This is a genomic window from Streptomyces lasalocidi (assembly GCF_005280215.1).
GTDB lineage: Bacteria > Actinomycetota > Actinomycetes > Streptomycetales > Streptomycetaceae > Streptomyces > Streptomyces longwoodensis.
Genome location: NZ_SZNQ01000001.1, coordinates 3881735 through 3903703 on the forward strand (window position 1 = coordinate 3881735; position 21969 = coordinate 3903703).

A 21969-nucleotide genomic window follows, 5' to 3' on the forward strand; every position below is an offset into this window, starting at 1 on the left:
ACACCTCAGTGCGCGGCATCGGCGATGTGCTGGGTGCCGATCCGCTTGCGGAAGACCCAGTAGGTCCAGCCCTGGTAGAGCAGGACGAGGGGCGTCGCGATGGCCGCGAGCCAGGTCATGATCTTGAGCGTGTACGCGCTGGAGGAGGCGTTGGTCACCGTCAGGCTCCACTGCTCGTTCAGCGTCGAGGGCATGACGTTCGGGAACAGCGTCAGGAAGAGCATCGACACCGCGGCAACGATGGTGAGGCCCGACAGGGCGAACGCCCAGCCCTCGCGGCCGGCGCGGGCGGTGGCCAGTGCCCCGAGCAGTGCGGCCACGGCCACCACCAGGGCGACGAGCGAGGTGCCGTCCCCCTTGTCGGCCTGGGTCCAGCCCAGGAAGACGAGCGCCAGCACGGCGGTCACCAGGCCGACCCGCAGGGCCGTGGCGCGTGCGCGCTCCCGGATGTCCCCGACCGTCTTGAGGCCCACGAACACCGCGCCGTGGAAGGTGAACAGCGACAGCGTGACCAGGCCGCCCAGCAGGGCGTACGGGTTGAGCAGGTCACCGAGGCCGCCCACGTACTCCAGGTGGGCGTCGATCTTCACACCGCGGGTGATGTTGCCGAAGGCGACACCCCACAGGAAGGCGGGGATCAGCGAGCACCAGAAGATCGCCGTCTCCCAGTTGCGCTGCCAGTTCTCCTCGGGCCGCTTGGCCCGGTACTCGAAGGCGACGCCCCGGACGATCAGGCAGACCAGGATGACGAGCAGCGGCAGGTAAAAGCCCGAGAAGAGGGTGGCGTACCACTCCGGGAAGGCGGCGAACGTCGCCCCGCCCGCGGTGAGCAGCCAGACCTCGTTGCCGTCCCAGACGGGGCCGATCGTGTTGATCAGCACCCGCTTCTCGGTCCGGTCGCGGGCCAGCAGCTTGGTGAGGACACCGACCCCGAAGTCGAAGCCCTCCAGGAAGAAGTAGCCGATCCACAGGACGGCGATGAGGACGAACCAGACGTCGTGCAGTTCCATGACTGTGCAGCTCCCTCGGCCTAGTACGAGAAGGCCATCGGCTTGTCGGCGTCCCGGGAGTCGCCGCCGATCTTCGTGGGCGGGTTGAGGTCGGCCTCCGTCAGCTCGGGCGGCCCGGCCTTCACGTACTTCGCCATCAGCTTCACCTCGACGACGGCGAGGATCGCGTACAGCGCGGTGAAGGTCAGCATCGAGATGAGGACCTCGGTCTGGGAGACACCGGGGGAGACCGCGTCACGCGTCTGGAACAGGCCGTAGACGACCCACGGCTGACGGCCCATCTCGGTGAAGATCCAGCCCCAGGAGTTGGCGATCAGCGGGAAGCCCAGGGTGAGGATCGCCAGGCGCCAGTACCACGTGGTCAGCTTCGGGCCGAGCGCCTTCTTCGGCAGCAGCACCAGGTGGGGCACCTCGTCCTCGCCGACCCGCAGGTGCTGCGGCAGCAGGAACTTCTTGCGGGTCAGCCACAGTCCGGCCATGCCGAGGGCGAAGGACGTCATGCCGAAGCCGATCATCCAGCGGAAGCCCCAGTAGGCGACCGGGATGTTGGGCCGGTAGTCGCCGGGACCGTACTTCGCCTGCTCGGCCTTGTTGACGTCGTTGATGCCGGGGACGTACGAGGTGAAGTCGTCCTTGGCGAGGAAGGAGAGCAGGCCGGGGACCTCGATGGCGACCCTGTTGTGGCCCTTGTCGACGTCGCCGACGGCGAACACGGAGAAGGGCGCGGGCTTCTCGCCGTCCCACAGTGCCTCGGCCGCGGCCATCTTCATCGGCTGCTGCTGGTACATGATCTTGCCGAGCGTGTCGCCGCTGACCGCGGTGAGCAGACCGCCGACGACGACGGTGACCAGTCCCAGCCGCAGCGAGGTCTTCATCACGGGCACGTGCCGCTTGCGGACCAGGTGGAAGGCCGCGATGCCGACCATGAAGGCGCCGCCGGTCAGGAAGGCCGCGGACAGGGTGTGGAAGGCCTGGGCGAGCGCGGTGTTCTGGGTCAGCACCTGCCAGAAGTCGGTGAGCTCGGCCCGGCCCTTCGCCTTGTTGATCCGGTAGCCGACCGGGTGCTGCATCCAGGAGTTGGCCGCCAGGATGAAGTACGCCGACAGGATCGTGCCGATCGAGACCATCCAGATGCAGGCCAGGTGGATCTTCTTCGGCAGCTTGTCCCAGCCGAAGATCCACAGGCCGATGAAGGTGGACTCGAAGAAGAAGGCGATCAGGGCCTCGAAGGCGAGCGGGGCACCGAAGATGTCCCCGACGAAGCGCGAGTAGTCGGACCAGTTCATGCCGAACTGGAACTCCTGCACGATGCCGGTGACGACGCCCATCGCGATGTTGATCAGGAAGAGCTTGCCCCAGAACTTGGTCGCCCTGAGGTACTTCTCCTTGCTGGTGCGCACCCAGGCGGTCTGGAGGCCGGCGGTGAGGGCCGCGAGCGAGATCGTCAGGGGGACGAAGAGGAAGTGGTAGACGGTGGTGATGCCGAACTGCCAACGCGCCAGGGTTTCCGGCGCCAAGGCCATGTCCACGTCGCAGTCTCCTTACATCGCCGTGGTTGCGGCAGTTTGCCCCTCGTGTCCCTCGGGTCAGGGAACGACCAGGGACGAGCTTGTGAACGCGTTCACATTCACAAGCAATTATGGCGCATACTCGTTCGAGGTCGGCGGGGGGTCCCCCGCCCGGACCCCTGGCCCCTGCCGGGAAGGACCGCCCCGCCCGCGAAGAAACAGCAGGTGGGAGTGGGTATAGCGGCAGCGAGGAGAGGACCAGGGGCTGAGGTCGCGCCTCGGACCGCACAGCGGGACGTCGAGGTGCATTTCGTCACATCAGCCGATGACCGCCCGAGGCGGCGCCCGCCGCGCACGACGAAGCGCCCCGGAGGCAGCGGTTGCTGCTTCCGGGGCGCGCTGCGACCGGGCTCGACGGCCCGGTCAGAGCTCCTTGTGGAACGCCTCCGTCACCTTCAGGAAGATGTCGTTCGCCTCGGCCTCGCCGACCGTCACCCGCACACCCTCGCCCGCGAACGGCCGGACCACCACGCCGGCCTGCTCGCACGCGGCGGCGAAGTCGACGGTGCGCTCCCCCAGCCGCAGCCACACGAAGTTGGCCTGGGACTCCGGCACCGTCCAGCCCTGGGCGCGCAGCGCGTCGACCACGCGGGTGCGCTCGCACACCAGCGAGCCGACCCGGCCGAGCAGCTCGTCCTCGGCGCGCAACGAGGCGATGGCCGCCTCCTGGGCCAGCTGGCTCACGCCGAACGGCACCGCCGTCTTGCGCAGCGCCGCCGCCACCGGCTCGTGGGCGATGGCGAAGCCCACCCGCAGCCCGGCCAGGCCGTACGCCTTGGAGAACGTGCGCAGCACGCAGACGTTCGGCCGCTCCCGGTACAGCTCCACGCCGTCCGGCACCTCGGGGTCGCGGATGAACTCGCGGTAGGCCTCGTCCAGCACCACCAGGCAGTCGGCGGGCACACGGTCCAGGAAGCGCTCCAGCTCCTCCCGCCGTACGACCGTGCCGGTCGGGTTGTTCGGGTTGCAGACGAATACCAGCCGGGTCCGGTCGGTGATCGCGTCGGCCATCGCGTCCAGGTCGTGCACGTCACCCGGGGTGAGCGGCACCCGCACGGAGGTGGCGCCGCTGATCTGGGTGATGATCGGGTACGCCTCGAAGGAACGCCAGGCGTAGACGACCTCGTCGCCCGGGCCCGCAGTGGCCTGGATCAGCTGCTGGGCGACCCCCACCGAACCGGTGCCGGTGGCCAGGTGGGAGAGCGGGACGCCGAACCGGTCGGACAACTCGTTCATCAGCCCGGTGCAGGCCATGTCCGGGTAGCGGTTGAACGATTCCGCGGCCGCCGTCACGCTCTCCAGCACACCGGGCAGCGGCGGGTAGGGGTTCTCGTTGGAGGACAGCTTGTAGGCCGCGGGCCCACCCGCCGCGGCCGGCTTGCCCGGCTTGTAGGTGGGGATCCCCGCCAGCTCGGCACGCAGCTTCGGGTTCGTCTCGCTCACCGCAGTCCTCCTCGTGACCACCACCGGCTTCAATACTGCTCACCTTATGAGGATTCGCTCTCGCTGCGTACCGGTCGGACGACGGTGCTGCGTCACAGCGGCACTCCTCGCCCCTGCGCCGACGCGGTCACGGAGACCCCGGACACATCCCGGGCACCGCCGGATGAAGCGGGACGAACCAGGGAACGGCCAGGGGCGCACCCCACATATATCTATGCGCCGGTGGCTCGCGCCGTGGCGCGCGTCGCTCGTGCAGGTGAGTTGAGACCTCTTCGAAACATGACCGCCTTGGCAGGCTCATGCGCGCCGACACGTCACGTCCTGGCACGAAGGTCACCAACGGGCTTTGTTTCCAAGGCATCTGACGGCATGTGACCTTGCAGAAACGTGCCTGTCAACGCGTGCATATGCGTCCGCCCTACCCCACCGGATGAGCCCTACTATCGGCTCGCCATGACAGCAGCAGGGAAGCACCAGGTGAGCCGCGCGGAAACCTCACGCCGAGGCAGCCGGCCGGGTCGGGCGGGGATCAGGGACGTCGCCGCCGCCGCCGGAGTCTCCATCACGACCGTCTCCGACGCCCTGAACGGCAAGGGCAGACTTCCCGATGCCACCCGGCGCCATGTGCGCGAGGTCGCCGACCGGCTGGGCTACCGCCCCTCGGCCGCGGCCCGCACGCTCCGTACCGGTAAGTCGGGCCTCATCGGCCTGACCGTGACCACGTACGGGGATGAACCTTTCACCTTCACCGAGTTCGCGTACTTCGCCGAGATGGCGCGGGCCGCCACCTCCGCCGCGCTCGCCCGGGGCTACGCGCTCGTCATCCTGCCCGCCACCTCCCGCCACGACGTGTGGTCGAACGTGGCCCTGGACGGCACGGTCGTCATCGACCCCTCCGACCAGGACCCCGTGGTCGGCGAACTCCTCCGCCAGGGCTTACCCGTCGTCTCCGACGGCCGCCCCGCCGGCCCCCTGCCGGTCACCGCGTGGGTCGACAACGACCACGAGGCCGCCGTCCTCGACATCCTCGACCACCTCGCCGACGCGGGCGCGCGCCGGATCGGCCTGCTCACCGGCACCACGACGGACACCTACACCCACCTGTCGACCACGGCCTACCTGCGCTGGTGCGAGCGGGTCGGACAGGACCCCGTCTACGAGGCGTACCCCGCGCACGACCCGTGCGCCGGCGCCGTCGCCGCCGACCGGCTGCTCGCCCGCCCCGACCGGCCCGACGCCGTGTACGGCCTGTTCGACCCCAACGGCACCGACCTGCTCGCCGCCGCCCGCCGCTACGGGCTGCGCGTGCCGGAGGACCTGCTGCTGGTGTGCTGCTCCGAGTCCACGGTGTACGCGAACACCGAACCGCCCGTCACCACCCTGTCGCTGAAGCCGCGGCGCATCGGCACGGCGGTCGTCCAGCTCCTCATCGACGCGATCGAGGGCGTGGAGTCCGACCACCCGGTCGAGCAGGTGATACCGACGGAGCTGATCGTGCGCACGTCGTCGCAGCGCCGTCCGCCGAGGACGACGGTGAGTCCGCCGCGGGGGCCCGAGCGGGGGTAGCGGTCCGAGGGGGTGCGGTCGGGGGAGCGGTCCGAGGGGGGACGGCCGGGGCTCGCGGGGGATGGTCGGGGGCGGCACCCAAAGGCTGAGCGGGAACCCTGAGGGGATGGCCGGGGCCCGAGGGGGGACGGCCCGAACCCGGGGGGTACAACCAGGGGCCCGAGGGGGGTGCGCGGGGGCGATCGGGGAAGCGGTGGCCGTCGAGGGGGAGGGGACGGTCACCCCGACTCCCTCCGCTCACCGGGTAGTGGGAACCGTGGGGCGGGTGTGCGGCGGGGGACCAAGCCCGGCCCAATCGGGGCGAATGCCACGGTGAACTGGAGCCTTGCTCCGATTCACCACCCCTGGGTCATCACACGGCACGATCCGCATTCCTATGATGGGCGCACGACACCGCGGGCCGCTGCGACCAGGCAGTCCGAAGCGGTGCAGATGCGGCGCGATGGTGGAGGGGTCTGATGACTCAGGGGGCCGGTCAGGGACCCGAGGTGGAGCGGACGGCGACGCTGCGCGACTTCCGGGTGCCGGCGTACGTCCACGAGACCGGTCCGTACGCCCACAGCACGCACCCCGGCAACGCCGTACCGCCGGTCGAGGAACCGGTGGACTCCCCCGAGGGGTACACCCCGACCCAGCGCGACCTGCCCGTCATCAACCGGGGCGACACGCTGCAGGTGACCGTGGACCCCACGACGGCCGCTCCCGCCCCGGTGCCCGCGACGGGCCCCGGACCGCTGTACGTCGTCGGCGACGTCCACGGCTACCTCGACGAACTCCTCGCCGCCCTCCAGGACAAGGGCCTCATCGACGCGGCGGGCCACTGGTGCGCCGGCACCTCGCGCCTGTGGTTCCTCGGTGACTTCACCGACCGCGGCCCGGACGGCATCGGCGTCATCGACCTGGTGATGCGGCTGTCGGCCGAGGCGGCCGCGGCGGGCGGCTACTGCAAGGCCCTCATGGGCAACCACGAACTGCTGCTGCTCGGCGCCAAGCGCTTCGCCGACACCCCCGTCCACTCCGGCGCCGGCACCGCCACCTTCCAGGCCGCCTGGCTGCTCAACGGCGGGCAGAAATCGGACATGGACCGCCTCCAGGACCACCACCTGCAGTGGATGGCCCGCCTCGACGCGCTCACCGAGATCGACGGACACCTGCTGGTCCACTCCGACACCACCGCCTACCTCGACTACGGCTCCTCGATCGAGGAGGTCAACGACACCGTCCACGACACCCTCACGCGCAACGACGCGGACGAGGTGTGGGACCTGTTCCGCAAGTTCACCAAGCGCTTCTCCTTCCGCGACGAGGGCGGCGCCGACGCCGTGCGCTCCCTGCTGGATACGTACGGCGGCACCCGGATCGTTCACGGTCACAGCCCCATCCCCTACCTGCTGGGCGAGGTCGGCTCCGAGGAGGGCGAGGACGAGGCGGGCCCGGTGGTCGTCGGCCCGCACGTGTACGCCGACGGGCTGGCCATCGCGATGGACGGCGGCGTGACCATGGCCGGAAAGCTGCTGGTCCAGCAACTCCCCCTGGAGAACTGACTTTTCACAGGGCGCCGTGCCGGCCTCCGGTCCCTTCACGGACCGTGCAGGCCAGGGGCCAATTTCCGCAAACCCCCTGTCACCTGGAGCCGTCGCCGCTCTACCATCGGCTTATCCGTAGCAGGCTCCCCTCCGTTTCTGCCCGACGGCTCGTTGGCATGCGAGCCCCAAGCCTCACGGAGCATCGGGGGATGCACATGAACAGCGTTCCGCAGCACCTGCACACCGAGGACCGCCAGGAGTACGAGCGGATCCTCGACGAGGCGCTGCGCTCCGCCCCGGCCCACCCGGAACTGACCGCTGTCGGACAGCGGCTCAACACCGAACAACTGCGCACCATGGCGCTCGACGCCACCGCGCTCATCACGGCGGCCGCGGCCACCGAGTACCGGCACTACATCGAGGTCCGTGACGAGCTGCGCCGGCCCGCGCCCGCCGCCGCTGCGTCCGCCCACGACTCCGGCCCGGGGGAGCCGGGCCTGGGCGCGATGGGGCTCGTCACCACCGTGGGGGAGGCGGCCGAGACCGCCGGTGCGGGCGCCGTCGCCGTCGCGGCCGTCCTCACGCCCGTCCTGGCGGGCACCGCCGCGGTGATCTTCCTGCTCGTCGGTTACCTGCTCAAGATGATCGAGCCCCGGCCGGCCTTCGCCGACACCCTGCTCACGACGGGCTGGGTGTTCGGCGCGGTGACCGCGGTCGCCATCCTCGTCGCCACGGTCGGCCTGCTGCTCACCGCCCTGCGCAACCGTCCCTCGCTCGACGCCGGCTCCCACGGCGAACTCGCCGAGGAGGTCGAACGGGCCCGGGAGGCCTGGCGGGACGCCCTCCTGGAACGCGGCATCCTGCCGTTCCTGCGGGAGGCACTGGCCGACCCGGACACCGCGGCGGCCGTGTCCCGTACGACGGCCCCGCAGGGCCCGGCCGACCGCTTCCCCAAGATCGGGTACGACCGTCCCGGGTTCAGCAGCCCCGATGAGGGGCCGGGCCGGGGCCACCGCCCGCGCTTCACGAGCCCCGACTACACCAGCCCGGACTTCGGAGGCCCGGAACACCGGCCGGAGTGATCCGGCGCTCGGCCCGGCTCCCCCGGGCCCCTGGGTCCACCGGCTCGCGGGTTCTTCGCGCGGGGAGCGCGAGCCGGGTCACGGTCCCAGGATTCCGAGTCTGCCCGCCTCCCGGATCCACGTCGGGAACTCGGAGAGCAGCCGGTCGTAGAGCTCCGGGTCGGGCACGGTGCTGATGTCGTCGACCGCGAAGAACCCGACGTTGTCGACCTGGCGGCCGGGAAGCGTGTCGAAGCGCTCCAGGACGCCGTACCGGGCGCGGCCCAGCCCCACGAACTGCCAGAAGATGGGCTCGCCCACCGCGGCCCGCAGCTCGCTCTCGATCGCGCTGTCGCGGTAGATCCCCCCGTCCGAGAAGAACAGCACCAGGGTCGGGGCCGCGGCGGGGTTCGCCCGCACGTACGCCCGCACCTCGGCGATCACCTTCTGCTCCTCGTTGCCGATGCCGATCGCCCGCATGTCCACCTGGCCGGGCTCCAGGCCGCGCTTCTTGCTCCGCCGGAACAAGCTCAGCTCCCCCACCCTGACGTGCAGCCGCAGCCACTGCGGGAGTTCGGCCAGGCGCAGGTCGGGCAGCCGGGCGGGGTGGGTGGCGAACGTCCACGCCTGCATCTCGCCGTCGTCGTCGAGCTGGGCCGCGACCGCCGCCATCCGCTCGACCACGTCGGCGACGACGCCCTTGGAGTACAGGAACGACATCGAGCCGGAGGCGTCCAGCACGAGGATCACCCGTGCCGTGACATCCGCGGCGCCGTGCTTGCGCAGACTGACGGCGACCTGCTCCTTGCGCAGGGAGAGCCGCTTGCGCATGTCCACGGGCAACTGCTCCTCGCCCTTGGTCAGACGGGCGGCACCGGGGGCCGGGGGCTGGGCGGGCGGGACCGCGGGGGCCGGCGGCGGGAACGCCGGCGCGGTGGGCGGGGCCGGCGGGGGTGCGGGCGAGGTGGGCGGAGGCGGTGCAGGTGTGGGCGAGGTGGGGGGCTGCGGCGGGAGGGGGGTCGGTGCGGGGCTGGGGGACGGGGTGGGCGTCGGTGCCGTCGGGGCGTCGTCGTCCACGGTGATCCCGAAGTCCGTGGCCAGCCCGGCGAGTCCGGAGGCGTACCCCTGCCCGACCGCACGGAACTTCCACTGTCCCGCCCGCCGGTAGAGCTCGCCACCGATGAACGCCGTCTCGGTGTCGGCCGCCATCTCGAACCGGGCCAGCTCGCTCCGGCTCCCGGCGTCCAGGAGCCGCAAGGTCAGCCCGGTCACCTGCCCGAACGTCCCGCCGTCGGCCGACGCGCACAGCACGACCCGGTCCACGGCACTCTCCAGCGCGCGCAGGTCCACGGCGACCGTGTCCGTCGTGACGGCGCCCGAGCTGCCCTTGCCCAGGTGGCGCACGGCGCCGGAGGCGTGACGCGGCTGGTTGTAGAAGACGAAGTCCCCGTCGTCCCGCACCCGTCCCGCCCCGGTCAGCAGCAGGGCCGAGGCGTCCACGTCCGGCGCACCCGGCCCGTGCTGCCAGCTGAGTTCGGCACACACGCCCGCCGCGTCGACGGCCAGATTGGCACCCTTGCTCAAGGATCGCGCTGTCATGGGCTCAGTGTGCCTACTTCCTGGGGGAACGGGCGGCTCCGGGAGTGAGATCCCGGAGCCGGACCCTGCGCGCCGGAGCGCGGTGTCAGTCCGCCAGCGGCAGGTACACCCTGTTGCCGGCGGCCGCGAACTCCTTGGACTTCTGGGCCATGCCCTCCTCGATCTCCGTCCGGCTGCCGCCGTGCTCGCGGCGGATGTCCTGGGAGATCTTCATCGAGCAGAACTTCGGCCCGCACATCGAGCAGAAGTGGGCGGTCTTGGCCGGCTCGGCCGGGAGGGTCTCGTCGTGGAACTCCCGTGCCGTGTCCGGGTCGAGGGCCAGGTTGAACTGGTCCTCCCAGCGGAACTCGAAGCGGGCGTCGGACAGTGCGTCGTCCCATTCCTGGGCACCGGGGTGCCCCTTGGCGAGGTCGGCTGCGTGGGCGGCGATCTTGTAGGTGATGACGCCGGTCTTGACGTCGTCACGGTTGGGCAGCCCCAGGTGTTCCTTGGGGGTGACGTAGCAGAGCATCGCCGTGCCCCACCAGGCGATCATCGCGGCACCGATGCCGGAGGTGATGTGGTCGTACGCCGGCGCGACGTCCGTCGTCAGCGGTCCGAGCGTATAGAACGGAGCTTCATCGCAGATCTCCTGCTGCAGGTCGATGTTCTCCTTGATCTTGTGCATCGGGACGTGTCCCGGGCCCTCGATCATCGTCTGTACGTCGAAACGCCTGGCGATCCGGTTGAGTTCCCCGAGCGTGCGCAACTCCGCGAACTGCGCCTCGTCGTTGGCGTCCGCGATGGAGCCGGGACGCAGGCCGTCGCCCAGCGAGTAGGTGACGTCGTAGGCGGCGAGGATCTCGCAGAGCTCCTCGAAGTGCTCGTAGAGGAACGACTCCTTGTGGTGGGCCAGGCACCAGGCCGCCATGATGGAGCCGCCGCGCGAGACGATGCCGGTCTTGCGGTTCGCCGTCAGCGGCACGTACGCCAGGCGCACGCCCGCGTGGACCGTCATGTAGTCCACGCCCTGCTCGGCCTGCTCGATCACGGTGTCCTTGTAGATCTCCCAGGTCAGCTCCTCGGCCCTGCCGTCGACCTTCTCCAGCGCCTGGTAGAGCGGGACGGTGCCGATGGGGACGGGGGAGTTGCGCAGCACCCACTCGCGGGTGGTGTGGATGTTGCGGCCCGTGGACAGGTCCATGACCGTGTCGGCGCCCCAGCGGGTCGCCCAGGTCATCTTCTCGACCTCCTCCTCGATGGAGGACGTCACCGCCGAGTTGCCGATGTTGGCGTTGACCTTCACCAGGAACCGCTTGCCGATGATCATCGGCTCGATCTCCGGGTGGTTGACGTTCGCCGGCAGGACCGCACGGCCCGCCGCGATCTCCTCGCGCACCACCTCGGGAGAGACGTTCTCCCGGAGGGCCACGAACTCCATCTCCGGCGTGATCTCGCCCCGGCGCGCATAGGCGAGCTGGGTGACCGCCCGGCCGTCGCGGCCGCGGCGCGGCTGGCGCGGACGGCCCGGGAAGACCGCGTCCAGGTTGCGCAGGCCGCCGCGCGGGGCGGTGTGCTTGATGCCGTCGTCCTCCGGACGGACGGGCCGCCCGGCGTACTCCTCCGTGTCGCCGCGGCCGATGATCCAGTTCTCCCGCAGCGGCGACAGCCCCCTGCGGACGTCGGTGTCGACGAGCGGATCGGTGTACGGGCCCGACGTGTCGTACAGCGTGACCGACTGCCCGTTGGTGAGGTGCACCTGACGGACCGGCACCCGCAGGTCGGGGCGGGTGCCCTCGACGTACGCCTTGTGCCAGCCGATGGACTTCCCGGCCTCCTGGGACGTGTGGGGAGCCGTCTCGAGCGGCGTCCCGTCCTGGACGGAGGCAGGCGTGCGTGCGTCCTTGTTGGTCATGAGACCTACTCCCTACGCCGGCATTACCCGGTAACAGGTTCGGCGGTCGACGCAGCGGTCACCGTCCCTCACCGACGTCTCGTGTGGAACATCTCTCGTTCCACGTGAAACATCGCGAAGACGGAGGTCAGCGCCCTCTCAGCCCGGTGCTCCGAGCTCCCGCGTGTGCAAAGGTGCCCCCACGCTAGCGTCCGTTCGGGCGCGGTGAACAGAGGGCCCCTGTCGTTCTTGCGATGATCGGGCGGTGACCACGACATCCCGCCCCCCGTACCCGCCCCCGGAACCCCGCCGCCCGCCCACCGGCGAGGCGTTCGGCCACGAGCCCGCGCAGGGGTACGCCCCGGACCCCGGGGACGGTCACGGACCCGGAAGTCCGGGGGACGGTGGTCACGGCGGATCCGGGCACGGCGGCCACGGGGGCCACGGGGGATCCGGACACGGAGGTCACGGGAGCCACGGGAGCCACGGGAGCCACGGGAGCCACGGCGGATCCGGACACGGTGGGCACGGGCACAGCCACAGTCATGGTCCGGCCGCGCCCGTCTCCCAGCATCTGCGGAAGGTCATCGCCGCCATCCTGATCCCGTTCGGCGCGGCGGTGCTCATCGGGCTCGCGGTGCTCTGGCCGGGCGGGGCGCCCGCGCACGAGCGCACCGGCGTCGGTTTCGACCGGCAGACGCAGCACGCCACGGTCACCCAGGTCGTCGAGGTCAGCTGCCAGTCGGTGAACGCCTCGGGAGGCACCCCGACCGGTGACACCTCCACGGCCGAGGGCTCCTCCGCCCAGCAACAGGCGAACGGCACCTGCAAGAAGGCCACGATCCGGGTCGACACCGGCAAGGACGAGGGCCGTACGTTCACCGAGATCGTCCAGCCGGACCAGACACGGCAGTTGCACGAGGGCCAGAAGGTCGTGGTCGCCTATGAGCCCTCCGCTCCGAAGGACCTGCAGTACTCGGTCACCGACGTCGACCGCGGCTTCCCCATGGCGCTGCTGGCCGGCATCTTCGCCGTCGCCGTGGTGGTCGTCGGGCGCCTGCGCGGTGTCATGGCGCTGGTGGCACTGGCGATCAGCTTCCTGATCCTGAACTTCTTCATCCTGCCCGCGATCCTCGAGGGCTCGAACCCCCTGGTCGTGGCGGTGGTGGGCGCCAGCGCGATCATGCTGATCGCGCTCTACCTGTGCCACGGCCTGTCGGCCCGTACGTCCGTGGCGGTGCTCGGGACGCTGATCTCCCTGCTGCTGATCGGCGTGCTCGGCTCGCTGTTCATCGACTGGGCCGCGCTCACCGGCAACACCGACGACAACACCGGCCTGATCCACGGGCTGTACCCGTCGATCGACATGAGCGGTCTGCTGCTCGCCGGCGTCATCATCGGCTCGCTCGGTGTCCTCGACGACGTCACGGTCACGCAGACCTCGGCGGTCTGGGAGCTGCACGAGGCCAACCCGGCGATGAGCTGGCGCGGGCTGTACCGGGCGGGCATCCGGATCGGCCGCGACCACATCGCGTCCGTGGTCAACACCCTGGTCCTCGCCTACGCGGGCGCCGCGCTGCCGCTGCTGCTGCTGTTCTCCATCGCGCAGAGCAGCGTCGGCACGGTCGCCAACAGCGAGTTGGTCGCGGAGGAGATCGTGCGCACGCTGGTGGGCTCGATCGGCCTGGTCGCCTCGGTGCCGGTCACCACGGCGCTGGCGGCCCTGGTCGTCGCGGCCGACCGGCCTGCACCGGACGCGGGCCGGGGGCGGGAAGCGAAGGCCGGCGCCACGGTGCCGGGAGCCGTCGGGGCCGGGTCCGGCCCGACGTCATCGGCCCCGGCGGCGGCTCCGTCGCGCGGAGGACGGGGGCGGCGCCGCAAGCGCTGAGGGCTGCCGATTACGGCGTCCAGCCGGGCGTCAGGCGCTCAGGGGGCCGGCCATGGCGCCACCCCGGGCGGTCAGGGGCGGTCCCTCCCGGCCCCTTCCTGCAGAACCGTTCCTGCACGTCCTCCCCTCCAGCGATGAAGCGTTCCGCCACTGCTGCGGCGGCGCGGCTCAACCGGCGCTCTGCTCCTCCGCCAGGATCCGGTCCAGCGCCTCGTCGAGGTGGGCGTCGAAGTCGGCCAGTGCGGTCTCCTGCCCCAGCGGCACCAGCTTGTCGGTGCGGTCCAGGAAGGCCACCAGCGGCGCGGCCGAGGAGCGGAACAGCGCCTGGTCCATGCCCACCTGGAGCCGGATCAGGACCTCGCCCAGCGTGTCCGCTTCCACGGGAGCGACCCGCACGTCGCCCTCACCGCACGGTCTGCCCACCCCGTCGATGAGCAGCTCCCGACCGAACGCCCAGGTCACCGGGGCGTCCCCGGGAAGGTGGAAGGTGAGCCGGACGGCGTAGGGATCGCTGCTGTCGTAACTCAGCTCGACCGGGATGCGGAACGACAGCTCCTCGGACACGAGAAAGCTCATCATGACCTCTGCCTCTACCGCCTGTACGGACTCGCGCATCGCCTAACCCCGTCGTTGCCGTCGACTGGCCGGGAATGGACCCCTGACTCTGCCCCGCATCTTGCTGAACGTGTATGGCAGATCACAAGGAGTGAGTTTTCAGATGCTGATAGAGAGGGCGAGCGACCCCAGTTTCCGGCCCACCTCGCTCTGCAGCCGCTGGGCCGCGAGCAGGAGCCGGTCCTCTTGGTGGACCGGCAGGGACAGGGCCATCGTGGCCGCCGTGGTGCCCACGGTGATCGGGATCGCCGCGCAGACGGTGCCTAGCGCGTACTCCTGCCGCTCCGTCACCGGCTGCATCCTGCGCATGCGTTCGAGGCGGCGCAGAAGGGTGAGGCCGTCACGCACCGTGTACGGAGTGACGGACTGCACGGGGTAGCGGGACAGGTGGTCGCGGCGGGCCTCCACGTCGAGCTGGGAGAGCAGGCACTGGCCGATGGCGTGTGCGTGGCCGGTTTCGCGGAAGTCGGCCCACTCCTCGACGGCCGGATTGCCGGGGGTGTCGGAGACGCACATGACCTCGATCTCGCCGTCGCGGTACACGGCGTAGTACACGGGGACGCCGATCGAATCGCGCCAGTGCGCGAGGGCGTCCACGACGGTGCTGCGACGTTTCTGCGCTGCTCCGGTACTGCTCAGCCGTTCGGCTGCCTCGCCGAGGAAGAACAGGCCCTTGTCGCGGCGGAGATAGCCCTCGTGCACCAGGGTGCGCAGCAGGTGGTAGGCCGTGGGGAGGGCCAGGCCGGTCTCGCGGGCGAGTTGCTTGGCGGGGGCCCCGCACTCGTGCTCGGCCACGCACTCCAGCAGGCGCATGGCCCGCTGGACGGATCCGATGAGGGTGGTCGCGGGCTGCGGCTGCTCGGGGACGGCCGGTGCGGGGGCCCGCGGGAAGGTGACCGTACGCGGCCCGGGCGCGTGCGGCTGTCCGGATGCGGTGTCGACCGTGGCCAAGAGTCACTCCCGAGGCGCGAGGGGGCGGCCCGTGCCGGGGAACACGGGAGGGGGTGCGCTGCTCGCGGGGTGTCCCCGCGTCGAGTTCCGGACTCTAACCGGCCGCCACCGCGTGCGGCCGGGCTGCGCGGGAAACTTCCCCCGCCCGAGGGAACCGCTGCTCCGTGTTACCGGTCAGCGGTGTCCCGTCCCGCTCACCAGTCGCTGCGCGAGGAGGACCCCGCCCTGAACTTCCGTACGACGTAGAGGAGTCCGCCGACCAGGGCGACGAAGATCAGCAGCTTGAACAGCAGGCCGATCAGGAAGCCGACGACGCTGGCTATCAGCCCGCCGAAGACGACGAGGGCGATGACCGGCACCGCGACCCACTTCACCCACCACGGCAGTCCCGCGAAGATCTCTCGCATCGCCCTCGTCCTACCTCTCCGCCCGTCGCTGTGCCGGGTCCCTGTCGGCCCGGTACGTCCGCGACCGGAGCCTTTCGTTGTCCTGCACCCGATGCTAGGGCCGTGAGGTGGCCCGGCGGGGACCTCGCATCCCTTGTCCTCCCCTGACCGATCCCCTAGGGAATGCCGGGGTCGCGGCTCAGGCTTCCGGGGGAGAGAACACCACCAGGACCCGCAGGTCCTCGCTGATGTGGTGGAACTTGTGGGCGACCCCGGCAGGCACGTAGATCACGCTGCCGCGTGCCACCTGCGTGGTCTCCAGGCCGACGGTGATGGAGGCGCGGCCGCTCGCCACGAAGTACACCTCGTCCTGGTCGTGCGGGTTCTGCGGGTCGTGCGCGCCCGCGTCGAGCGCGTACAGCCCCACGGACATGTTCCGTTCCCGCAGGAACTGCAGGTAGGCGCCGTCGTTGGCGGCCCGCTCCGCCTCCAGTTCGTCCAGCCGGAATGCCTTCATCGCTTGGTCCGCCCCTGCCCGGTGCTCGTGTCCGATCTCTCTGCGACGATCAGACACATGAAGAATTTCGTAGTCAAGACGATCGCCAACGCGGGCGCCCTGGCGGTGGCCGTCTGGCTGCTCGACAAGATCACCCTGACCGGTGACAGCACGGGCAAGGAGGTCGGCACGCTGATCGTCGTCGCCCTGCTGTTCGGTCTGGTGAACTTCCTGGTCAAGCCGGTGGTGCAGGTACTGACCTTCCCGCTGTTCGTCCTGACGCTGGGCCTGATCACGCTGGTGGTGAACGCGCTCATGCTGCTGCTCACCTCCTGGCTGGCCGACAAGCTCGACCTGAGCTTCCACGTCGAGGGCTTCTGGACCGCGGTCATCGGCGGTCTGATCATCTCGATCGTGTCCTGGGCGCTGAACATGGTCCTGCCGGACGAGGACTGACCCCATGACCTACCGCGTCTGCTTCGTCTGCACCGGCAACATCTGCCGCTCCCCGATGGCCGAGGCCGTCTTCCGCGCACACGTGACGGAGGCCGGGCTGGACGGCGCGGTGCAGGTCGACAGCGCCGGCACGGACGGCTGGCACGAGGGCGAGGGCGCCGATCCGCGCACCCTCTCCGTCCTCGAGGAGCACGGCTACCCCCTCGAACACACCGCACGGCAGTTCCGGCCGGCGTGGTTCGGCCGCCTCGACCTGGTGATCGCGCTGGACGCGGGTCACCTCAGGGCCCTGCGCCGTCTCGCGCCCACCGCGGAGGACGCCGCCAAGGTCCGCCTGCTGCGCTCGTACGACCCCGGCGCGGGCCACGACCTGGACGTGCCGGACCCCTACTACGGGGGGCGTGACGGGTTCGAGGAGTGTCTTGAGATGGTGGAGGCGGCGAGCGAGGGCCTGCTCGCCGCGGTACGCGACGATGTGGAGGGACGAGCGGCATGAGTGGTGCGGAGGACGGTGTCATCGGCGGCGGCGAGAGCACGCGCGCGGTGCGGGCGGGGCTGCCCGAACCGGTGAAGTACGAGCCGACGCTTCCCGGGCCCGTGTTCGCCGCCCACTACCACCTGCCGGGCGAGCCCACCGGACCGTACACCTACGGCCGCGACGAGAACCCCACGTGGACCCGTCTGGAACAGGCCATCGGTGAACTCGAGGCGCCCGGCCAGGACGGCGTGGAGACGCTGGTGTTCGCCTCCGGCATGGCGGCGATCTCGGCGGCGCTGTTCTCCCAGCTGCGCGCCGGGGACGCCGTGGTGATGCCCGACGACGGCTACCAGGCGCTCCCGCTGGTGCGTGCCCAGCTGGAGGCGTACGGCATCGAGGTGCGCACCGCGCCGACCGGCGGCGACGCCCAGCTCGCCGTGCTGGACGGGGCGAAGCTGCTGTGGATCGAGTCGCCGTCCAACCCCGGGCTCGACGTGTGCGACATCCGCCGGCTCGTCGACGCCGCCCACGGGCAGGGCGCCCTGGTCGCCGTGGACAACACGCTCGCCACGCCGCTCGGCCAGCGCCCGCTGGAGCTCGGCGCGGACTTCTCCGTCGCGAGCGGCACCAAGCAGCTCACGGGGCACGGGGACGTCCTGCTGGGGTACGTCACCGGGCGCTCCGGCGACGCCATGACGGCGGTCCGGCGCTGGCGGAAGATCGTCGGTGCCGTGCCCGGCCCCATGGAGGCCTGGCTCGCGCACCGCTCGATCGCCACCCTGGCCCTGCGGGTCGAGCGGCAGAACGCGACCGCGCTGGCGGTGGCGGAGACGCTGCGGCAGCGTTCCGACGTGACCGGTGTGCGCTACCCGGGGCTGCCCGACGACCCGTCGCACCGGATCGCCGCGCAGCAGATGCGGCGCTTCGGCTGTGTGGTGTCCTTCGCGCTGCCCTCGCGTGAGCGGGCCGAGCGTTTCCTGGACGCGCTGCGCCTGGTGGACGACGCGACCAGCTTCGGCGGGGTGCGGTCGACGGCCGAGCGGCGCGGGCGCTGGGGCGGGGACGCGGTGCCGGAGGGCTTCATCCGGCTGTCGGTCGGCGCCGAGGACGCGGACGACCTGCTGGCGGACGTGGTGCGGGCGCTGGACGAGTCGGCGTGACCGGCTGATCATGCGGTCCGGCGGGCCTCCCCTGCCGACGCACGGACGGTCCGAGCCTCCCCCCCTGGTGGCCCGGACCGTCCCCGGTTCTCCGCGCGAAGAACCGTCTTGCACAGGCTAGTTGACTGGGTGTCAGTAGCCAATGGCGCCTGCGGCAGCGCGCGACCGCCGTACGGCTCCTCCGCCGCGGGACGCATCACTCACCGGTACGCTTGGTGACGTTTTGCGATGTTTCACGTGAAACGCGGGACGATGTTTCACGTGGAACCCAGCGGGCCACATTTCTCCCATGACCGTCCGACCCGTGGTCAAGCGCACCGCCCGCGCCGTTCTGCTGGACGGTGACGACCTGATCCTGATCAAGCGCACCAAGCCCGGCGTGGATCCCTACTGGGTCACTCCCGGGGGCGGGGTCGAGCCGGAGGACACCACCGTCGTGGACGCCCTGCACCGCGAGGTGTACGAGGAACTCGGGGCGAAGATCACCGATGTGGTGCCCTGCTTCGTCGACACCGTCGAGCACATCGGCGAGGACAGCAGCACCACGGGAGTGAAGGTGCAGCACTTCTTCGTCTGCCACCTGGAATCCATGGACCCGGCCCTGCGGCACGGACCGGAGGTCGAGGAGCCCGCCGGGGAGTACGAGATCGTGCGGGTGCCGTTCACCCGCGTGGGGATCGCCTCCGTCCACCTCGTACCGCTGTCGCTGCGGCACTACCTGGACGGCAACATCGAGGGTGTGCGCGCCATGCACGCACCCGATCTGGGGTGAGGTCCCCGGCTCCCGGTCAGCGTCCCGCGACGCCCAGCTCCTCGACCGCGTCATGACGGATCCGCTCCGGCGGGATGCCGATGTCCCGCAGCGCGTCCACGCCGCTGCGGATCATCGCGGGCGGTCCGGAGACGTACGCCTCGTGCGCGTCCCAGGGGCCGAAGGTCCGTAACGCGTGGGACAGCTGGGGCCGGCCGTCGCGGTCTACCACGGGGCGGACCTCGAGCCAGGGGTGCGCCCGCTGGAGCCCGAGCATCGTGTCGATGTCGTAGAGGTCCCGCTGGGAGCGGGCGCCGTAGAACACCTCGACCGGCCGTCGTACGGCGCGCTCGGCCAGGTCCTCGACGAGCGCCCTGATGGGGGCGATGCCCGTGCCCCCGCCCACACAGACGAGCCCGCTGTCCCCGGCGGCGTCCACGGTCATGGATCCGGTCGGCGGGCCGAGGCGCAGTACGTCGCCGGGTCCGGCCCGGTGCACCAGCGCACGGGACACCCAGCCGGCCGATATCGCCTTCACGTGGAACGTGAGCAGTCCGTCGGAGCGGGGCGCCGAGGCGAACGAGTAGTGGCGCCAGATCCGGGGCCACCACGGGGTCTCCAGGGCCGTGTACTGCCCGGCGAGGAAGGGGTACGGCCGGTCGGGGCGGAGCGTGAGCACCGCCACGTCCGGCGTTCTGAGCTCGTGGGACACGATCTCGGCGTGCCACCAGGCCGGGGCGAGGAGTTCGTCCGCCGCGGCCGCGTCGATCATGACCTGGGAGATCCTCGTGTACGCGCGCACCCAGGCGGCTTCCGTCTCCGCGTCCCACACGCAGGCGGCGAACCGGCGCAGCGCGGCGATCAGGCACTCCCCGATCGCCGGATAGTGCTCGGGCCGGGTGCCGTACTTGCGGTGTCCGCGGCCGAGGCGCTGGAAGTGATCGGCGAGCGCGGGCGTGTCGTCGACGTGCTCGACGGCCGTCAGCAGGGCCTTGAACAGCCGGTCGCGCTGGACGTCCATGGCCGGCGGGAAGAGCGGCCGCAGACCGGGGTACCGCACGAAGAGCAACGCGTAGAAGTACGACGTGACCTCGTCGGCCATGGGGGTCAGCTCGGCCATGGTGCGGCGGATGAGGGCTGCGTCCGGGGAGGCCTGGGGCACCGGGGCGGCCCGCTGGGGCAGCGCCCGCGAGTCCGGCGCGCCGACGCCCGGCTCGGAGGGCGGCCGCGTGCGCGACCCGAACCAGCCGTCCTCCCCGCGGGACGAGCCGTTGTCGGCCGACCTGCTGGTCGGAACGTCCATGCTGTGCCTCGCCTACTCTCAGCCCGTGCGGAATGCGGAGCACCCTGCCGGCAGGGGTCGCCCCGGGCACGGACCGGAGTCGACCCTACCGTCCGTCGCCCGCACCCATGTACCCGCTTCCCCCTGCGGAACGCTCGAGGCAGACACTCCGCCCTTTTGCTCAACTGGCGTACCGGACAGTCCGGTTCACAGGTTTCGCCCAGGCGTTGTTTCACGTGGAACAGTGAACGACCCCGGCCGTGTCGTCCAGGACCACGAGGTGGCCAAAAGCGCGTACGTCTCTGGGGAAAGAAGGCGAAACGGGTGGACGCCGCGGGCGCGGGTCGGAGAGCCTGACCTGCGTGCTCACTCCTTCCCCAACCGCTCTGCCCGTCCGTCGGCTGACACACCGTGACCTCATCGCGTGCGCCGACTTGTCCGAGGATCGCGGGTGGCCCCGCGAGGAGCACAAGTGGAGCCTGCTGCTGACGGCCGGGCAGGGGTACGGCATCGACGATCCGGCGGGCGGGCTCATGGCCGCCTGCGCCGTGACCCGGTACGGCCCGCAGGAGCGGCCGGAGCTGAGCGCCATCGGCATGATGCTGGTCGCGGAGCGGCACGCCCGGCAGGGGCTCGGACGGCATCTGCTGCGCCATGTCGTCTCCGCGCTTGGCCCCACCCCGCTGACCCTGCACGCCACGCCCCTCGGTCGTCCGTTGTACGAGGAGCTGGGGTTCAAGACCACGGGCCGGGCCGAGATGGTGAGCGGGCACTTCCTCCCCGGCGGGCCGGCGCCCACGGTGCCGACCCGCGCGGCGACGGCCGGGGACCTCCCGGCGATCATCCGGCTGGACGAGGACGTCTTCGGCACCGATCGTACCCACATGATCACCCGGCTGCCCGCCTTCGCCGACCGGCTGCGCGTCGCCGTGGAGGACGGCCGGATCATCGGCTACGCGGCGGCCTGGCCCAACATGGACACCCATGTCATCGGCCCGCTGATCGCCCGGGACACGGAGACCGCGCGGGCCCTGGTCGCCTCCCTCGCCGCGCACACCGACCGGCCCCTGCGCACCGACGTCGACGTGCGGCACGAGGACCTGCTGGCCTGGCTGAAGGAACGGGGCCTGGCCTCGGTCGCCTTCAACTCCGTCATGACCCACGGCATCACGGAACTGCCGGGTGACTGGACGCGCCGCTTCGCCCCGCTGACGGTGGCGGCCGGCTGACGGCACCCCGGCACCCCGGCATACGGGCATACGGGCATACGGGCATACGGGCATACGGGCATACGGGAACGCCGGCTTCCCTGGAAGCCGGCGTTCCCGTCGGTGCGTATGCGGCGCGACGAGCCGTCGGAGCCGTCGGCGCGCGAGGGGGGGGCGGTGGTCAGGCGGCGAGGTTCGCCACGGCCGCCGTGGCGAACCCGTGGTCCTGCTCCGGGGCGCCGCCCCCGACGCCGATCGCGCCGATCAGCCGGCCGTCCCGGCGGACCGGCACCCCACCGGCGATGAAGAGCAGCGGCCGGTCGAGCGCGGTGGGCAGCGTGTGGAAGGGACCGCCGGGCTGGACCGCGTCGACGAGGTCGGCGGTGGGCGCGTTCAGCTGCAGCGCCGTGTAGGCCTTGCGGGTGCTGGTCTCCCCGGAGATCAGCACGGCCCGGTCGTCGCGGCGGAAGGCCAGCAGGTGACCGCCGGCGTCCAGGACGGTGACACTGACCGTGACGCCGGCCGCCTCGGCGGCGCGGTGCGCGGCCGACACGAGGGCCTCGGCGTCCTGGGTGGTGAGCGGGGCGACGGGGGCGGTGGTGGTGCTCATCGGGGTTTCTCCTTGCGGGTGGTGCGGTGCGGGATCCGGCGA

At 71.1% G+C, this 21969-nt stretch carries 20 protein-coding genes; 9 read left to right on the forward strand and 11 right to left on the reverse strand.

Annotated elements, in window-relative coordinates; translation table 11 throughout:
* Positions 1-5: 5 nt before the first annotated feature.
* The 3 genes from cydB to hisC all read right to left on the reverse strand — a co-directional run bounded on the left by cydB (position 6) and on the right by hisC (position 4021).
* Positions 6-1010, reverse strand: a complete 1005-nt coding sequence (gene cydB / locus E4U91_RS17385; protein WP_137307704.1) for a cytochrome d ubiquinol oxidase subunit II — start codon at positions 1008-1010, stop codon at positions 6-8.
* Between the two features lie 20 nt (positions 1011-1030).
* Entirely contained in the window at positions 1031-2539 is a 1509-nt protein-coding gene (locus tag E4U91_RS17390) for a cytochrome ubiquinol oxidase subunit I (protein WP_137307705.1), read from the reverse strand.
* Positions 2540-2941: 402 nt separating this feature from the next.
* Positions 2942-4021 carry a histidinol-phosphate transaminase gene (gene hisC / locus E4U91_RS17395; protein WP_137307706.1) on the reverse strand — a complete coding sequence of 360 codons (1080 nt, stop codon included), beginning with the start codon at positions 4019-4021 and terminating at the stop codon, positions 2942-2944.
* 453 nt (positions 4022-4474) lie between these two features.
* On the opposite strand from hisC, the gene E4U91_RS17400 reads away from it, so the two are divergent.
* From E4U91_RS17400 to E4U91_RS17410, 3 genes are all read left to right on the forward strand, one after another.
* Positions 4475-5587: a LacI family DNA-binding transcriptional regulator gene (locus E4U91_RS17400; RefSeq protein ID WP_137307707.1), complete on the forward strand. Its 1113-nt coding sequence runs from the start codon at positions 4475-4477 to the stop codon at positions 5585-5587.
* A gap of 458 nt (positions 5588-6045) precedes the next feature.
* The gene (locus tag E4U91_RS17405; protein ID WP_137307708.1) at positions 6046-7131 is read left to right on the forward strand and encodes a metallophosphoesterase; all 1086 of its coding nucleotides are present in this window, start codon (positions 6046-6048) and stop codon (positions 7129-7131) included.
* 191 nt (positions 7132-7322) lie between these two features.
* A complete protein-coding gene (locus tag E4U91_RS17410; protein WP_137307709.1) occupies positions 7323-8195 on the forward strand; it encodes a hypothetical protein in 873 nt (290 codons plus the stop codon).
* A 78-nt stretch (positions 8196-8273) separates the two neighbouring features.
* On the opposite strand, the gene E4U91_RS17415 is transcribed toward E4U91_RS17410, so the two are convergent.
* Both E4U91_RS17415 and thiC read right to left on the reverse strand, forming a co-directional pair.
* Positions 8274-9773, reverse strand: coding sequence for a VWA domain-containing protein (locus E4U91_RS17415; protein ID WP_137307710.1), 1500 nt, complete (start codon positions 9771-9773; stop codon positions 8274-8276).
* A gap of 85 nt (positions 9774-9858) precedes the next feature.
* Positions 9859-11667, reverse strand: coding sequence for a phosphomethylpyrimidine synthase ThiC (gene thiC / locus E4U91_RS17420; RefSeq protein WP_137307711.1), 1809 nt, complete (start codon positions 11665-11667; stop codon positions 9859-9861).
* Positions 11668-11911: 244 nt separating this feature from the next.
* Between thiC and E4U91_RS17425 the strand changes: the two genes are divergently transcribed.
* The gene (locus E4U91_RS17425; RefSeq protein WP_137307712.1) at positions 11912-13534 is read left to right on the forward strand and encodes a YibE/F family protein; all 1623 of its coding nucleotides are present in this window, start codon (positions 11912-11914) and stop codon (positions 13532-13534) included.
* Positions 13535-13702: 168 nt separating this feature from the next.
* Here E4U91_RS17425 and E4U91_RS17430 read toward each other — a convergent pair whose 3' ends face one another.
* The 4 genes from E4U91_RS17430 to E4U91_RS17445 form a co-directional block, all read right to left on the reverse strand.
* A complete protein-coding gene (locus tag E4U91_RS17430; protein WP_137307713.1) occupies positions 13703-14149 on the reverse strand; it encodes an SsgA family sporulation/cell division regulator in 447 nt (148 codons plus the stop codon).
* Between the two features lie 99 nt (positions 14150-14248).
* Positions 14249-15100 (reverse strand): IclR family transcriptional regulator, encoded by an 852-nt coding sequence (locus tag E4U91_RS17435; RefSeq protein WP_241678613.1) that lies wholly within the window; start codon positions 15098-15100, stop codon positions 14249-14251.
* A 194-nt stretch (positions 15101-15294) separates the two neighbouring features.
* Complete coding sequence (locus E4U91_RS17440) at positions 15295-15507, reverse strand: DUF5326 family protein (protein ID WP_137307714.1); 213 nt, start codon at positions 15505-15507, stop codon at positions 15295-15297.
* Positions 15508-15685: 178 nt separating this feature from the next.
* Positions 15686-16003, reverse strand: coding sequence for a cupin domain-containing protein (locus tag E4U91_RS17445; RefSeq protein ID WP_137307715.1), 318 nt, complete (start codon positions 16001-16003; stop codon positions 15686-15688).
* A 57-nt stretch (positions 16004-16060) separates the two neighbouring features.
* Between E4U91_RS17445 and E4U91_RS17450 the strand changes: the two genes are divergently transcribed.
* From E4U91_RS17450 to E4U91_RS17465, 4 genes are all read left to right on the forward strand, one after another.
* Positions 16061-16438 (forward strand): phage holin family protein, encoded by a 378-nt coding sequence (locus E4U91_RS17450; protein ID WP_137307716.1) that lies wholly within the window; start codon positions 16061-16063, stop codon positions 16436-16438.
* 4 nt (positions 16439-16442) lie between these two features.
* Positions 16443-16934: a low molecular weight protein-tyrosine-phosphatase gene (locus tag E4U91_RS17455; protein ID WP_137307717.1), complete on the forward strand. Its 492-nt coding sequence runs from the start codon at positions 16443-16445 to the stop codon at positions 16932-16934.
* Complete coding sequence (locus E4U91_RS17460) at positions 16931-18076, forward strand: cystathionine gamma-lyase (protein ID WP_137307718.1); 1146 nt, start codon at positions 16931-16933, stop codon at positions 18074-18076. The genes E4U91_RS17455 and E4U91_RS17460 overlap by 4 nt, the downstream gene beginning before the upstream one ends.
* A gap of 289 nt (positions 18077-18365) precedes the next feature.
* Positions 18366-18848: an NUDIX domain-containing protein gene (locus tag E4U91_RS17465; protein WP_067239621.1), complete on the forward strand. Its 483-nt coding sequence runs from the start codon at positions 18366-18368 to the stop codon at positions 18846-18848.
* 16 nt (positions 18849-18864) lie between these two features.
* Here E4U91_RS17465 and E4U91_RS17470 read toward each other — a convergent pair whose 3' ends face one another.
* Positions 18865-20130, reverse strand: a complete 1266-nt coding sequence (locus tag E4U91_RS17470) for a globin domain-containing protein (RefSeq protein ID WP_137307719.1) — start codon at positions 20128-20130, stop codon at positions 18865-18867.
* Between the two features lie 341 nt (positions 20131-20471).
* Between E4U91_RS17470 and E4U91_RS17475 the strand changes: the two genes are divergently transcribed.
* A complete protein-coding gene (locus E4U91_RS17475) occupies positions 20472-21338 on the forward strand; it encodes a GNAT family N-acetyltransferase (RefSeq protein ID WP_137307720.1) in 867 nt (288 codons plus the stop codon).
* Between the two features lie 160 nt (positions 21339-21498).
* On the opposite strand, the gene E4U91_RS17480 is transcribed toward E4U91_RS17475, so the two are convergent.
* A complete protein-coding gene (locus E4U91_RS17480) occupies positions 21499-21927 on the reverse strand; it encodes a GlcG/HbpS family heme-binding protein (RefSeq protein ID WP_137307721.1) in 429 nt (142 codons plus the stop codon).
* Positions 21928-21969 lie beyond the last annotated feature (42 nt).

Coding starts and splice junctions, on each gene's coding strand:
- E4U91_RS17400 (WP_137307707.1), top strand. CDS start 4,475: ATGACAGCAGCAGGGAAGCACCAGGTGAGCCGCGCGGAAACCTCACGC.
- E4U91_RS17465 (WP_067239621.1), top strand. CDS start 18,366: ATGACCGTCCGACCCGTGGTCAAGCGCACCGCCCGCGCCGTTCTGCTG.
- E4U91_RS17440 (WP_137307714.1), bottom strand. CDS start 15,507: ATGCGAGAGATCTTCGCGGGACTGCCGTGGTGGGTGAAGTGGGTCGCG.
- E4U91_RS17460 (WP_137307718.1), top strand. CDS start 16,931: ATGAGTGGTGCGGAGGACGGTGTCATCGGCGGCGGCGAGAGCACGCGC.
- E4U91_RS17445 (WP_137307715.1), bottom strand. CDS start 16,003: ATGAAGGCATTCCGGCTGGACGAACTGGAGGCGGAGCGGGCCGCCAAC.
- thiC (WP_137307711.1), bottom strand. CDS start 11,667: ATGACCAACAAGGACGCACGCACGCCTGCCTCCGTCCAGGACGGGACG.
- E4U91_RS17430 (WP_137307713.1), bottom strand. CDS start 14,149: ATGCGCGAGTCCGTACAGGCGGTAGAGGCAGAGGTCATGATGAGCTTT.
- E4U91_RS17405 (WP_137307708.1), top strand. CDS start 6,046: ATGACTCAGGGGGCCGGTCAGGGACCCGAGGTGGAGCGGACGGCGACG.
- E4U91_RS17470 (WP_137307719.1), bottom strand. CDS start 20,130: ATGGACGTTCCGACCAGCAGGTCGGCCGACAACGGCTCGTCCCGCGGG.
- E4U91_RS17480 (WP_137307721.1), bottom strand. CDS start 21,927: ATGAGCACCACCACCGCCCCCGTCGCCCCGCTCACCACCCAGGACGCC.
- E4U91_RS17410 (WP_137307709.1), top strand. CDS start 7,323: ATGCACATGAACAGCGTTCCGCAGCACCTGCACACCGAGGACCGCCAG.
- E4U91_RS17450 (WP_137307716.1), top strand. CDS start 16,061: ATGAAGAATTTCGTAGTCAAGACGATCGCCAACGCGGGCGCCCTGGCG.
- cydB (WP_137307704.1), bottom strand. CDS start 1,010: ATGGAACTGCACGACGTCTGGTTCGTCCTCATCGCCGTCCTGTGGATC.
- E4U91_RS17455 (WP_137307717.1), top strand. CDS start 16,443: ATGACCTACCGCGTCTGCTTCGTCTGCACCGGCAACATCTGCCGCTCC.
- E4U91_RS17415 (WP_137307710.1), bottom strand. CDS start 9,773: ATGACAGCGCGATCCTTGAGCAAGGGTGCCAATCTGGCCGTCGACGCG.